This window comes from Nostoc sp. KVJ20 (genome assembly GCF_001712795.1).
Lineage (GTDB): Bacteria > Cyanobacteriota > Cyanobacteriia > Cyanobacteriales > Nostocaceae > Nostoc.
This window is the reverse complement of the sequence record NZ_KV757721.1, coordinates 46,918-61,754: the sequence shown is the minus strand read 5'-3', so window position 1 is coordinate 61,754 and position 14,837 is coordinate 46,918. Positions and strand designations below refer to the sequence as shown.

Sequence of the window (14,837 nt, the reverse complement as noted above, 5' to 3'; positions counted from 1 at the left end):
GCTTTGATTTAATCAATACACCAAATATTACAACTATATTTAGTCGAGTTACGGGTGGAAGTGTTTCCAATATTGATGGCTTAATTCGGACTCTCAATAGCAGCAACCCTGTTAGTCTGTTTCTGCTCAATCCCAGTGGAATTGTATTTGGGCCCAATTCCAGTCTGAATATTGGTGGTTCATTTGTTGGTACAACTGCCGACAGTATAGTATTTGCGGACGGGTTTAAGTTTAATGCCATCGATGCCACACCACCCTTATTAACTATGAGCGTACCTGTTGGGCTGCAACTCGGAGCCAATGCCGGAACCATTCGCACCCAAGGAACGCCAGCACTCAATTTCCTTTTTCGCCCCTCGCAAATATTCAAGGCTCAAACTGTGGCTTTGGTAGGTGGTGAAATCGACATCAATCAGACTAGTTTAGCTAATCCAGACGGAAGAGTTGAATTATGGGCATTGCGGAATGCTGAAGTTGGGTTGAATAATCAAACTGGATTGCAACTAACTAGCCCCATTTCTGCTAATTGGGGAACAATTGCGCTACGCCAATCCTCGCTCATTGATACTAGTGGGATTAATGGCGGAGCAATTAACATTCGGGGACGGAGTTTAACACTTCAGGAAGGTTCAGGAATTTCTTCTGCTACTGGTAATTTTGGCCAAGGGCAGGGTATCACTGTCAAAACCACAGAATTTGTAGATTTGTTGGGACTCTCTGCCCCAGCGAATTATGACACCCCTGGATTATTCACTAATGTATCGGGAACTGGGGCAAAAGCAGGAGACATTATCATTGAAACTGAACGTTTACGGATTCTGAATGGAGCTTGGTTGCAGTCCATTAATAATGGCTTTGCCTTTAACTTTTCGACTTTTCAATCAACCCCAATCAAAGATGCTAGTACTGGAAATATTACTGTTCGTGCTAAAGATGTGGAAGTGAACGGATACAATCCATTTCCCTCTCCTTTTACTGGTATTGCTAATTTCCGACCTAGCGCTATTACTACTTTGGTAAATGGTGGTAACAGGAATAATAGTGGCAGTATCACCATTGATGCAGATCGAGTTCATCTGCTCAATGGAGGTCGCATCAGTACAAATATCATTGGCTTTAACTTCCCTGGTTTTGAGTTCATTACTACTGGCAATGCAGGGGACATCTCGATCCGTGCTGCTGAGAGTCTCGAAATTAAGGGGGTCACACCTTCTGGATTGACTGGTGCTGTCATCAGTGGAATTCAACCTTTTGCAGAAGGTTCAGGGGGCAATATCACTATCGACACTGGACATTTGCAACTAGCAGATGGTGGGGCTATATCTAGTGCGCTATCAGGTACTGGCAAAGCTGGAAATATCGAGATTCATGCAAAAGATGTAGAGGTTAGCGACCCAGTGATCGATAGTTTTAGCCAGACAGTTAGTGGCATTACCGTTGCAGTGGGTAAGAATGCAGTCGGTCAGGGAGGAAATGTGATTGTGGAGAGCGATCGCCTACGTATTTTTAATGGTGGACAGATCACCTCATCCAGTTTGGGTCAAGGATCTGCTGGCAGTGTCAATCTGCGAGTCAGTGATATAGATGTGCAGGGCATCTCTCAGCCTTTACCCGATGGTCGAATACTACCCAGTACTATCACTGCATCCTCAGCAAATACCTTTACTGCTCGGTCAGTGAATATCACGGCTAATAGCTTGCGTGTCCGTGATGGGGCAGAAATTAGCGTCAGCAATTCTGGAACAGGGGATGCGGGTAATCTCAATATCAACGCCAGTAATATCTTCCTCGATAATGGAGCCAGCCTACGAGCCGAGGCGAATGGAGGTAGTCGTGGTAACATCCGTCTCCAGGCAAGTGATTTGCTCTTGTTGCGACGCGGCAGTAACATCATCACTAATGCCCGTGGTGCTTCTACAGGAGGCAACATTGAAATCAGTGCGGGGTCTATTGTTGCTGTCCCAAAAGAAAACAGCGATATTTCGGCTAATGCTGTACTCGGACAAGGTGGCAGCATCCAAATTACTACTCAAGGTATCTTCGGATTGCAATTTCGCGACCAACTCACACCAGATAGTGACATCACCGCCAGTTCTCAATTTGGAGTGAGTGGCACTGTTCAAGTTAATACTATCGGTGTTGATCCAAATTCCGGCTTAGTCCAACTACCAGCAAATGTCACCGATCCATCCCAGCAAATTGCTACAGGTTGCGCGGGCAATGAAGGCAGTCGGTTTGTGGCAACGGGGCGGGGTGGTGTGCCGCAAAATCCCAATCAGGAAGTAACGAGCAATCGCACTTGGGATGATGTGCGAGATTTGTCTGCGTACCGGGAAAGCGGGGGAGTCACGGCACAAATACACACTGCTCCAGAAGTTCTCGTCCCAGCTACTTCCTGGCATCTCAACGCCCAAGGGAAAATCGAGTTAATTGCAGATAAATCTTCTACTCAGGTGCAACAAACATTAAGTTGTGCTGCGGTTCCTAAGAGTTAATTTACCCAGGAATTTTGTAACCAAGCTCATCAAGATTAAAGTAGTATAATAGACAATCTATCAGAGAAAACTATCGGTAATTACTTATGAGTTTTCCAATTAAACAACGTCGTTGGTTATATATCAGCCTAAGTATTTTGAGCTTGTGTTTGGCAGTGACCATTACACCTGCTCAAGCATCTCTGCAAGTACCAACAACTTCTACCCTGAATGTGTCTGCATCCACTTCCCAACCGATCAATTGGCTAGAACAGGGACGAAATCTCTACCATTCAGGACGTTTTGTGGAAGCTGTCACAGTTTGGCAAACGGCAGCACAACAGTATCATAACCAAGGCGATCGCCTGAACGAAGCTCTAAGTTTAAGTTACCTCTCACTAGCACAACAGGAACTTAATCAATGGGAAGCAGCACAAAAGTCTATTGAGCAAAGTCTGAAACTATTGCAAACCTCTATTCCCTCTGCTGATGCAATTCTTTGGGCACAAGCACTCAATACCCAAGCAAATTTGCAATTACATACTGGCAAAGCCGAAATTGCGATCGCCAGTTGGCAACAAGCTCAAAAATATTATGACCAAGCAGGTGACACAATGGGAAGCCTGGGTAGTCAAATCAACCAGGCACAAGCTTTACAAAGTTTAGGATTTTATCGGCGTTCTAAACAACAGTTGGAGGCGCTGACTGAAAAACTCCAAGGGATGCCAGATAATGAAATCAAAGTTAGCGGATTGCGATCGCTTGGTTTAGCCTTGCAAATAATTGGCGACTCTAGTAAAAGTCAACAGGTTTTAGAGCAAAGTTTAGCGATCGCTCGCCAAATTTCAGCCCAACCGCAGTTGAGTTCTATTCTGATCAGCCTGGGCCAAACTGCCATTGACTTGCAAGATCCAGAAACAGGATTAGATTACTTTGAACAGGCTCAACTCTTAGCCACCAACCCAAGCGATCAGTTGCAAGCGCGTTTAGCTCAGTTTAAACTTTTCCTCAATTACGATAAACCGGAGTTTGCTAACCCACTCGCACCTCAACTACTCCAACAACTCCGAGAACTACCCCCCAGTCATACATCTCTCTACGCAGCAATCAATTTTGTTGCTACTGTCAATTATCACCAATCAAATTCTGACGAAATCCTACCACTCAAAGATTTGGCGCAATTGATGGCAGTCACAGTCAAGTCTGCACAGCAAATCCAAGATACTCAAGCAGAAGCTTATGCATTGCATCAGTGGGGAAAACTCTATCGTCGTACACAGCAGTTATCACAAGCACAGGAGTTAACTCAGAAATCCCTCAACATTGCCCGCCAACTCCAAGCTAACGATATTATTGCTCAATCGGCTTGGCAAGTGGGACAGTTATATAAACAACAAGGCGATCGCGATCAAGCAATTACTGCCTATACAGAAGCAGTCAATGCTTTAAAGGCACTGCGGGGGGATTTGGTGGCTATCAACCCTGATGTTCAGTTCTCTTTTCGCACCAGTGTGGAGCCTGTCTACCGGGAACTGGTTGATTTACTTCTACAGAGTGAAAAACCAGGGAACAGGGAGAATAAAGAGGAATTGGGGCAAGGGTACAAACCCAAGGCATTCGCCTCTGCACTCCGCCCCCCTGCCTCTGATCAACCCAGTCAAGCAGCACTGATGCAAGCTCGTGAATTGATTGAGGCACTCCAAATTGCCGAACTCGATAACTTTTTTCGGGAAGCCTGTTTAGATAGAACTCAACAGATTGATCAAGTTGATCCCACTGCAACTGTCGTTTATCCGATTATTCTGCCAGATCGTTTAACAGTAATCCTCTCGAAAGCAGGGCAACCACTCCGTTCCTATGTCATTCACAAATCTCAAACTGAAATTGAGCAAACTCTGGAAAACTTTTTGGTTACTCTTAACCCTGTTTCGGATTCCAAAGATCGGGATCGATTATCCCAACAGATTTATGATTGGTTGATTCGTCCAGCAGAGGTGGATCAAGCATTCATTGATACTAAAACATTGGTGTTTGTTTTAGATGGTCGATTGCGGAACATTCCCATAGCAGCTCTTTCTGACGGTAAACAATATCTGATTGAGAAGTATGCTGTGGCGCTCTCACCAGGATTGCAATTGATGGCTACGCGATCAAACCACATCAGTGCGATCGTGGGTGGTATCAGCCAATCCCGCGCTGGTTTTAGTGCTTTACCCGCTGTGGAATCAGAAGTGAAACAAATTTCCAAGGCGATGTCCTCCTCTCTGTTGCTGAACCAGGAATTTACCAGTCAAGCCCTTGCTGAACGAGTGAAATCTAGTAGCGCAGGTATTGTCCACCTCGCAACCCACGGACAGTTTAGTTCCCGCCTCGAAGATACCTTCTTGCTCACTTGGGATGGACAAGTCAACGTTAAAGAGTTATCTGAACTCTTGAAAAATCGGGGTAGCGATCCATCGAAAGCCATAGAGTTGCTGGTATTAAGTGCCTGCGATACAGCAGCAGGAGACGATCGCGCCGTCCTGGGATTGGCGGGTTTGGCTGTCAAATCCGGCGCTCGTTCAACTGTTGCCACCCTATGGCCCGTCAAAGATCGGGCAGCTGCAATGCTGATGACTCGCTTTTATGACCAACTACGACAACCTAAAATAACTAAAGCCGAAGCACTAAGACAAGCACAAATTAACTTAATTCGCCAAACTGATTTCCACGATCCGTTTTTTTGGTCTGGCTTTGTTTTGATCGGCAACTGGATTTAGCTACGTAATAACACTGGTTAAAATGTAAGATAATTATGCTGTTTTTTTACATTTTTTTAGTGACAATCGCTTATACTGATAGTAGAAGTTACCTAACTTGACTGTTACTTAGACTTATCTCTAAGCTTCTGTCCATAGTCGAAGGAAACATATTTTGCATCACATTGCAATTAAATGAGGTCAAACATTATGAAACGTCGATATTTAGCTAGTACATTGAGCGTCATCGCTCTGATCACTAGCAGTGCATGGACTACTGCCCATGCTGTTACATTTACCCCGCCCACCAACAATGGTGCGCCTAGACAAGCAACCGGAGGTGCTTCTCGCGGTAGTCTCTTTACTCCTAGTGCCGGCAGAGGTGCGCCCAGACAAGCAACCGGAGGAGCTTCTCGCGGTAAACTATTTACTCCTAGTGCCGGAAAAGGTGCGCCCAGACAAGCAACCGGAGGAGCTTCTCGCGGTAAACTATTTACTCCTAGTGCCGGAAAAGGCGCTCCCCAACAAGCAAGTGGGGGTGCTTCTCGCGTTGGTACTTATTACTTGAATCCATCGGCTGTAAGCACAACAGAACCAGCAGCACTAATCGCCCTCTTGCCCCAAAGCTTCTATGGCACAACTGTGTCTGAACGTCCCACAATTCTGGTGTATCTCCCATCTTCCAATGCTCAAGAAGCCTTGTTCAGCCTCAAGGATGAAGCTGGCAATATGCAACATCAGATGAGCATTCCAGTTGCAGGAAAAACTGGGGTAATCGCGATTAAATTACCAGCCGATGCGCCCGCTTTAGCTGTTGGTAAAAACTATCAATGGTTCCTAGCGCTCAAAGTAGATGGACAACTCAGCCCTAGTACGCCTTATGTCGATGGTTGGGTTCAGCGTATCCAGCCCAATGCTGAGTTGGTAACAGCAATGCAAGAAAAAGATGCTCTAAAACAAGCTACAGCTTTGGGTAAAAACGGTGTTTGGTATGACTGTGTAGCAACACTTGCAGCGACATACACCGCCCAACCTAACAATGCAACTCTCCGCAAACAATGGGAAGAACTTCTGTCCTCAGCGAGTTTGAAGGAGATTGTAACAGCGAACTTATTGGCATCTACCAACTAATGCCAATTTGGGCATTGGGGATTGGGCATGGGGCATGGGAAGAGACAAGGTAGACAAGGGAGAGGGGGGAGACGAACAAGAAACTCGTTCAATAATTCCCCTTTATCCTCCTTGTCCCCCTCTTCTTACTTCCACCCAGTCCCCAGTCCCCAATCCCCATCCCCCTTGTATGGCACAAATATGTGGCGCAGATTCCAGGCTTTAGTCCAACGCACTCGTAGCGTTTTGATTATTACTCCCAGCGTTGCTTTAACGGTTATGGTTGGACAATCGTTGGGACTTTTCAATTTACCGGAATGGAAAATTCGCGACGAATGGGTTCGTCAGCGTTCTTCACAGGCGATGCCTATGAAGAACGCTGATGAGATTGTGATTGTTACAATTGATGAGCGCGATATCCAATCGGTACGTAAATGGCCAATTCCAGACTGGGCGCTAGCACGATTACTAGAAAAAATCCGATCGCAAAAACCCCGCGCCATTGGACTGGATCTCTATCGAGATTTACCGGAAGGAAGTGGACATGACCAACTTGTTCAAGTCTTCCGCACCACTCCCAATTTAATCGGAGTTGAGAAAATTACTGGTGAACGAGTCAATCCGCCACCGGAATTGAAAAAAAAGGATCAGGTAGGATTAGCAGATTTAGTCTTGGATGGCGATCGCTTTGTGCGTCGTGCCCTGCTGACAGCTGAAGATGCCAAAGAGCAAAACACCATTAAAGCGGGACTGGCAACCCTTGTAGCCCTCAAGTATCTAGAAGCTGAAAGAATTAGCTTAGAAAGCATTGACCCCCAAAAGCAAAAGTTCCAGTTGGGCAAGGAAATTTACCTGCCACTGCAAAATCAAGAAGCAGGTTACACCGATGCCGATTTAGGAGGCTATCAAATTCTGCTCAACTGGCATGGTTCAGAAGCAGCATTTCATACAGTTGCTATGCGCGATGTGTTAGCAGGGAAAATTCCAGCAAATTTGATGCGCGATCGCATGGTATTTATCGGATCAATTGCCTCCAGTACCAATGATTTCTTCAGCACACCCTTCTCTTCCTGGATGTCTGCTCAAAAACCGACTCCAGGGGTCGTTATTCATGCCAATATTGCTCATCAACTAGTACGAGGGGCAAAAACAGGAAAAGCCAGCTTACATGGCGTTTCTGGCACTTTCCTGTCGCTGTGGATTGTTTTGTGGTCTTTTGCTGGTTCTACTGGTAGTTGGTTGTTATCCAATAGCAAGCTGCGGATTCCCGGTGGCAAAATTCTTTGGGCAACTGTAGGCATCAGTGGAATCTGTATATGGGGTGGCTATGGGATGTTTTTGCATGGTGTTTTAATTCCGGTAACACCCGCCTTAGCTGCGTTTATCAGTAGTGTGATTGCTACAACAAATGCCTATAAACAGCGGAAGTTAGAAGAAACAAATCGCCAACTAGAAATTGCCAACAGTCAACTCTTGGATTATTCCAAAACCCTGGAGACAAAAGTCGAAGAACGCACTCATGAATTAGTTGAGGCAAAACAAGCTGCCGATGCTGCCAATCAGGCCAAGAGTGAGTTTCTCGCCAACATGAGCCACGAACTACGTACACCTCTCAATGGCATCCTTGGTTTTGCCCAAGTACTAGAAGGATCGCCAAACATGACAGCTAAAAACCTCGAAGGAGTCAGCATCATCTACCAATGCGGATCGCACCTCCTAATGCTGATTAATGACATTCTCGATCTCTCGAAGATAGAAGCGAGAAAATTGGATTTGGTTGTCACCAGTGTGCATCTGCCTAATTTCTTACATGGTGTGACTGAGATTTGTGGTATCCGGGCTGAACAGAAAGGGATTGGATTTAACGTATTAATTAGCGATCGCCTACCACTTGCCATTGAAGTCGATGAAAAACGCCTGCGACAAGTGTTGATTAACTTGCTGGGCAACGCGATCAAATTTACAGATAGCGGTAGCGTAACGTTCAAGGTAGAGGTGCTGGGGACTGGGGACCGGGGACTGGGGACTAGGGAGCAGAGGGGCAGAGGGGCAGAGGAGCAGAGGGGTGATTTTTCACCAATCCCCAATGCCCAATGCCCCATGCCCCATGCCCAATCCCCAACAATCAAGATTCGTTTTCAGATTGAAGACACGGGTATTGGGATGTCACCAGACCAACTGGAAAAAATCTTTTTGCCCTTTGAGCAAGTGGGTAAAGCAGGGCAGCGATCTGAAGGTACTGGCTTGGGATTGGCCATTAGCCAAAGAATTGCAGCATTGATGGGAAGCGAAATTCAAGTGCAGAGTCACCTGGGCGAAGGAAGTTTATTTTGGCTAGATTTGACAGTACCAGTACCACTCACTCATGACTGGCATGGAGGAGCCATCGCCCCAACTACCCAGAAAATTACCGGAATTCGGGGTAGTGCGCCCCAGATTCTCATTGTTGATGACGATCGCAACCACTGTTCTATGTTGACCAGTTTGTTGCAAGAAATTGGCTGTCGAACCTTAGAAGCGAGCGATGGCAAAAATGGGCTACAGATGGCAACTGAACACAATCCAGATGTGATTCTACTCGATTTAGCCATGCCCAATATGGATGGTTTTGAGCTAATGGTTCACTTGCAAGGAAATCCGCAAACCCGCTCTATTCCCATTATCGTCTCTAGTGCCAGTGTCTTTGAAGAAAATCGCCAGCGGAGTTTAGAGGCAGGGGCAACAGCATTCTTACCCAAACCCCTCCAGGTTGACGAACTACTTAATAGACTGCGATCGCTGTTAGGAGTGGAGTGGATGTATGGCAAATCTTCGTCTCAGCAGTCGTCTCTCAAAGCTGAATGGGTTCTACCATCCCAGGATGTTTTGCAACAACTTTATCATCTGGCAATGATGGGAGATATTTCAGCGATCGAGGGAATGTTAGGAGAGATGGTTGAGCAAAACAGTCAGCTAGCTCCCTTCGCGGCAGAGTTAAACAAACTCACTGCCAATTTCCAAACTGGAAAAATTCGTAAGTTCCTCAAATCATTTGTCACAACGGAGTTACATCCATGATCGCTGTTTCTGTCTCGAAACCCATACATATTTTGTTGGTGGATGACAATCCCAACAATCTCAAGGTTCTATCTGAAGCAATTCAGGGGTGTGGCTGGAAAGCCCTCATGGCAACAGATGGAGAGTCAGCGATCGAACAAACAGAATATGCCTGTCCCGATCTCATTCTCTTGGATGTGATGATGGCTGGTATTGATGGATTTGAAACTTGTCGCAGGCTGAAAACCAATCCCATCACTCAGAATATTCCGGTGATTTTCATGACTGCCCTGGCCGATTCTACAGATAAGGTGACAGGATTGGAAATTGGTGCAGTTGACTACATTACCAAACCCTTTCAGCAGGAAGAAGTTATTGCCCGTTTAAAGTTACACCTGAAAATTTCCCATCTCACCCGGACATTAGAAGAACGTGTGCAAAACCGCACCGCAGAATTAACTCAATCTCTAGAGCAGTTACAACAAACCCAATTACAAATGATCCAGAGTGAGAAAATGTCTACTCTCGGACAGATGGTTGCAGGTATTGGTCATGAGATTAATAATCCGGTTGGTTTTATTGGCGGAAACATATCTTATATTGATGAATATGTCAACAATTTGCTTCGTCTGGTGAGCCTCCAACAGCAGAAGCTAGCGCAGCCAGATCCGGAAATTCAAGAGCTTGTTGAAGAAATTGACTTGGAATATCTAGCAGAGGATCTGCCAAAGCTACTGGGATCAATGCGCCAGGGAATTACCCGTCTTAAAGATATCAGCCTTTCTCTGAGAACTTTTACTCGCACAGATATTTCATCTCAGGTGGAGTTTCAGATTCACGAAGGAATCGATAGCACCTTAATGCTGTTGAAACATCGACTCAAAGGCAATGGCGATCGCCCTAAAATCCAAGTTGTAACACAATACGGTGAATTACCTGCAATTAGTTGCTATCCCGGACAACTGAACCAGGTGTTCATGAATATCATCGCCAATGCTATTGATGCATTTGATGAACTCGATCAAAATCACTCCGATCAAAATATTAATGCTTATCCGAACACCATCACCATTACCACATCAGTTGATTCTCAGCAACAAACCGTCACAATTTGCATCCAAGATAACGGCCCCGGTATGCTTGCCGAGGTGCAAGCTAGAATTTTTGAGCAATCTTTCACAACTAAGGCTGTGGGTAAGGGAACCGGGCTAGGATTAGCTATTAGCCATCAAATTATTGTTGAGAAACACAATGGACAAGTCAACTGCTTGTCAATTCCCGGTGAGGGGACAAAGTTCATTATTACTCTGCCCATGTGACCGAAACAGAAAAATACTCTTTAGATTCTTATCTGGAGTATGGCGATCGCCTCTTGGATAATTAAGAATCTAAATGAGAAGTGCGTCAGTGTAAATATGGCTAATTGTCAATTCCGACGGAAATTTCTCTTGCGTTGTTTGTGTCTTGCGACTTCCTTGCGCTTGTGTTTTTCCAAAGGCGTTTCAAAGTGACGATTCTTTCTCATATCTGGAAAAATACCAGCTTTGGAAACTTCCCTCTTAAATCGACGCAAGGCTGACTCAATTCCTTCATTTTCGCCCACAAATACTTGGGTCATTTTTATCTCCTACTTAATTGATACTAGGCACTTTTACCTCTTGTCTCCTGCCTCCTGAGTTGAAAGTGCTAAGTTCTGAGTTCTGTTAGTGGGGCGTTTAGCCCGTGCTGAGTGCTGAGTAAAAATATTAATCTCCAATCCCTTTTTCATCCAAGGCTTTTGAAACTCGTTTCATTGGGACTGCCTTCTGCCTCCTACCTCCTTCACGCTATCCAGTAGACCGGAGCGCAAAAAGGGCAGATAATAATTCTGCCCTTAAGACGTTAAAACTTAATTTTTGATCTTAAAGTTTAGTAGCGATTTCTGTTATATCCGCCGCCACCACCACTGTTGCCTCGGTTTCCACCACCAAAGGAACCGCCTCTATCTTCTTTTGGTTTAGCCTTATTCACTTTAAGGTCACGTCCCATCCACTCAGCACCATCAAGAGCATCAATGGCAGCGGTTTCTTCGGCTTCTGTGCCCATCTCTACGAAAGCAAAGCCACGTGGACGACCTGTTTCACGGTCAGTAGGCAACTGAACACGCTTTACAGTACCGTGTTCGGCAAAAACAGAATTGAGGTCTTCTTGTGTGACCTCGTAGGATAGATTACCTACATAAATTGACATGCGTTATCTCCAAAATCATAGGTGTGTAGAGATTTAGATTTCGGAGACAAGCTTGTTAAGACCAAAAGGGAAAAGCCTGTCAATACTAAAAACAAACACTGTAACCGAATTTTATTCTCACTTGATTACCTTAGCACATCATTCAATTCTTACCCACCGTAAAAAAGGAAGTACTAGGAGTTCAGAGGCTTATGGGTGGGATTTGGGATTGGGTATTGGGTATTGGGCATTGGGGATTGGGCATTGGAATTAGGAAGAATTTAGTCCCCCAGTCCCCAGTCTCCAATCCCCAGTCCCTAATCCCCTCAATATAATTAGTAGAAATTCCTCAAATAATTGCAAAATAAATGCAGTTCGTCATTGTTACTACCTGGAAATGCCGACTACACTTGCTGACGCCCAAAATTTACTTTCTGACCTGATCGCCCGCTACTCACAGCGTGTAGATTATCTGATGATTCGCCTTGAAGAAGCAGAAGGGACTGATATCTTGTTGCGTGGCGACAAGGTAGAAACTCTCAGTGAAGGCATCTCCATTGGTGGACATATTCGCGCTTGTTATAAAGGTGGATGGGGTTTGAGCTGCTTTAACCAACTGGCGACAATTAAGGATCGTATTGAAGAAGCGATCGCAGCTGCGCGGATGGTTGGTGATGAAGAAACTTTACTTGCACCCATTGACCCGGTGCAAGCAGTATGCATTCTCCCCCTAAAAGGCACTGATCCCCGCAAAATCCCCCTCTCGAAGAAAAAACAATTGTGCGATCGCTATGCCCAATTGCTCAAAAGCGTTGATCACCGGATTACCACTACCTCGGTGCGTTACGGTGACAGCGCCCAAAAAGTGATCATAGCGACCTCAGAAGGCACTTTGATCGAGCAATCTTGGGTGGATATGGAAATGCGCTTTGCTGCCACCGCCAGAAATGGCGAAACCGTACAAACTGGACGGGAAACTACTGGCTCTCGCAAAGCTTACGAAGATTTAACTGATTTGGATGAACAGGTAAAAGGTGCGGCTCAAAGAGCGATCGCCGCTTTATCTCTACCATCGGTGAAAGGTAATACTTACACCGTAGTCATTGACCCGATTCTCACGGGTTTATTTGTCCACGAAGCCTTCGGACATCTTTCTGAGGCCGATATGGCTTACGAAAACCCCGATCTTCTGGAAGTTATGACCATTGGACGGCGGTTTGGCCCTGACGAACTCCAAATTTTTGATGGTGCGGCCCCAGAGGGACATCGCGGCAGCTATTTTTATGACGATGAAGGTACACCTGCTACTACAACTCAACTAATTAAAGATGGAGTTTTAGTTGGACGTTTACATTCTCGTGAAACCGCTGGCAAATTGGAGGAAGCACCCACGGGGAACGCACGTTGTCTCAACTATCACTTTACTCCCATTGTGCGGATGACAAATACCTGGATTGAACGGGGTAAAACCCCAGTCAAAGACTTATTCACCGATATCAAAGAAGGAGTGTATGCCCGTAATTGGTTGGGTGGGATGACAAATGGAGAAATGTTCACCTTCAGCGCTGGGGAAGCGTGGATGATTAGGAACGGCAAAATTGCTGAACCTGTGCGGGATGTGACGCTTTCAGGAAATGTATTCCAAACATTAGCGGATATTGAGGCACTTGGTGATGATTTTTACTGGGATGAATCCGGCGGTTGTGGCAAGGGAGGGCAAAACGGTTTATCAGTGGGCTGTGGTGGCCCTAGTCTGCGAATTCGAGATGTAGTGGTTGGCGGAGAAACGTGAACTATCCGCCGCGATACTGAAAATACTACGTATCGCGGTGGACTTACGGTTGACCCAATAACCAATGACCAATGACTAATTAATCAATTTGCTAGCCAAAAAGCGACGTTACGCACATAGGTTTTAATATCCTCTAAGGCGCGTGGCTCTTTTTTAATAGACTACTTAAAACTGGGTCACCATCCACTCCATTTGATTCGTAATCACGCCCCGTAACTTCAAATAAGGAGTTTCCAGCTTCGTCTTTAATCGATGCTAAGTAATCTTGTAACATCGAAAAACGAAAAATGCTCCAGTCATCTTCAGTCGTAGAAATCGTAGTCTGCAAAAGAATACGAATTGGTTTTACCATAATCTCTGCCGGACAAACACCACAATTGAGTATAGCGATCGCTTTGTACTAATTTTGCACTAATGCTCAAGTTTTTAAATCTCTCAACATCCCTCCCAAGTATGAAAAAAACTCACAACTCTAGGTAGTAGCGCGAGTAGTTGAAGATGGCTAACCTAGGTATTAGGTATTCGACATTCACTCTGGCTTGATATCACTACACCAATCCTCGGTGGCGCGTACTGTGGATTTAGTGCCTGTCTGAATAGCCTTAATCAAACGTTCCTTAGCACAGCGACAGATATGAATGCAGATCAACTCCTGAAAAACTATGCCGCAGGTGTCAGAGATTTTACTGGTGTCAACTTGAGCGAGGCAAACTTAAGGGAAGCTAATCTCAGTGGCATAATTTTAGATAGAGCAATTTTAGATGGAGCTAATCTGAGTCACGCTAATTTAGCCCACGCCAGTTTGATTGAGGCAGACTTAAATGGAGCAGATTTGAGTAATGCTGACCTCAGTAGTAGCAACTTGAGCGGAGCCATCTTGGATGGAGCTATCTTGGATGGAGCAGCAATGGAAGGAGCTAATTTGAGTCAGGCTGATTTGACGGTTGCTAAACTGATTGACACTAACTTGAGTGAGGCGGATTTGCAGGAAGCAAGCTTGATAGCGGCGAATCTAGATGGAGCAGATTTGAGTGGTGCAGACTTAACTGTAGCCGATTTATCTCAGGCCAATCTCACTCAAGCAGATTTGAACCAGACAAATTTGAACGGAGCAAATTTGGAGGGAGCCAATACAGAAGGAACTATCTTAGATGAGAAGGTGTAACATTTCTCGCTGCTAAATTGCAGTATCAACTATAGCGGCGGGATATAAGAGGCTGTTTGAAAAGTGTTTACGCTGTGACTTTAGGCACTTTTAGATCCCCCCTAACCCCTCTAAAAAAGGCTACGGTGTACATACAAGTCGAATTACCCCCCTTAATCCCCCCTTGTCAAGGGGGGAAAAAGAAATCTTTTTCCCTCCCCTTTGCAAGGGGAGGGTTAGGGTGGGGTAAAACCCTGCTTAATCAGCTATTTCAGACTTGTTGTATACACGGTAGCTTAAAAAAGTGGGAACTGGAATCAAAGTCTTCCAATTTA

Annotated in this window: 10 protein-coding genes; 7 read left to right on the top strand and 3 right to left on the bottom strand. The window is 45.3% G+C overall.

Features of this window, described 5'->3' with window-relative positions; genetic code table 11:
* From A4S05_RS31905 to A4S05_RS31885, 5 genes are all read left to right on the top strand, one after another.
* On the top strand, positions 1 to 2,495 hold a 2,495-nt coding region (locus A4S05_RS31905), incomplete at its 5' end, for a two-partner secretion domain-containing protein (protein ID WP_069073784.1).
* A gap of 86 nt (positions 2,496 to 2,581) precedes the next feature.
* Positions 2,582 to 5,233, top strand: a complete 2,652-nt coding sequence (locus A4S05_RS31900) for a CHAT domain-containing protein (RefSeq protein WP_069073778.1) — start codon at positions 2,582 to 2,584, stop codon at positions 5,231 to 5,233.
* Positions 5,234 to 5,422: 189 nt separating this feature from the next.
* Positions 5,423 to 6,343, top strand: a complete 921-nt coding sequence (locus A4S05_RS31895) for a DUF928 domain-containing protein (protein WP_069073777.1) — start codon at positions 5,423 to 5,425, stop codon at positions 6,341 to 6,343.
* A gap of 180 nt (positions 6,344 to 6,523) precedes the next feature.
* Complete coding sequence (locus A4S05_RS31890) at positions 6,524 to 9,379, top strand: CHASE2 domain-containing protein (RefSeq protein ID WP_069073776.1); 2,856 nt, start codon at positions 6,524 to 6,526, stop codon at positions 9,377 to 9,379.
* Positions 9,376 to 10,677: a hybrid sensor histidine kinase/response regulator gene (locus A4S05_RS31885; RefSeq protein WP_069073775.1), complete on the top strand. Its 1,302-nt coding sequence runs from the start codon at positions 9,376 to 9,378 to the stop codon at positions 10,675 to 10,677. The genes A4S05_RS31890 and A4S05_RS31885 overlap by 4 nt, the downstream gene beginning before the upstream one ends.
* 107 nt (positions 10,678 to 10,784) lie before the next feature.
* Here A4S05_RS31885 and rpsU read toward each other — a convergent pair whose 3' ends face one another.
* Together rpsU and A4S05_RS31875 are read right to left on the bottom strand one after the other, a co-directional pair.
* The gene (gene rpsU / locus A4S05_RS31880) at positions 10,785 to 10,976 is read right to left on the bottom strand and encodes a 30S ribosomal protein S21 (RefSeq protein WP_069073774.1); all 192 of its coding nucleotides are present in this window, start codon (positions 10,974 to 10,976) and stop codon (positions 10,785 to 10,787) included.
* A 290-nt stretch (positions 10,977 to 11,266) separates the two neighbouring features.
* Entirely contained in the window at positions 11,267 to 11,587 is a 321-nt protein-coding gene (locus A4S05_RS31875) for an RNA recognition motif domain-containing protein (RefSeq protein ID WP_069073773.1), read from the bottom strand.
* Between the two features lie 376 nt (positions 11,588 to 11,963).
* Here A4S05_RS31875 and A4S05_RS31870 point away from each other — a divergent pair, with 376 nt between their 5' ends.
* A complete protein-coding gene (locus A4S05_RS31870; RefSeq protein ID WP_069073772.1) occupies positions 11,964 to 13,358 on the top strand; it encodes a TldD/PmbA family protein in 1,395 nt (464 codons plus the stop codon).
* Positions 13,359 to 13,491: 133 nt separating this feature from the next.
* On the opposite strand, the gene A4S05_RS31865 is transcribed toward A4S05_RS31870, so the two are convergent.
* Positions 13,492 to 13,710: a hypothetical protein gene (locus A4S05_RS31865; RefSeq protein WP_069073771.1), complete on the bottom strand. Its 219-nt coding sequence runs from the start codon at positions 13,708 to 13,710 to the stop codon at positions 13,492 to 13,494.
* Between the two features lie 282 nt (positions 13,711 to 13,992).
* Here A4S05_RS31865 and A4S05_RS31860 point away from each other — a divergent pair, with 282 nt between their 5' ends.
* Positions 13,993 to 14,523, top strand: a complete 531-nt coding sequence (locus A4S05_RS31860) for a pentapeptide repeat-containing protein (protein ID WP_069073770.1) — start codon at positions 13,993 to 13,995, stop codon at positions 14,521 to 14,523.
* The last annotated feature ends 314 nt before the right edge of the window (positions 14,524 to 14,837 follow it).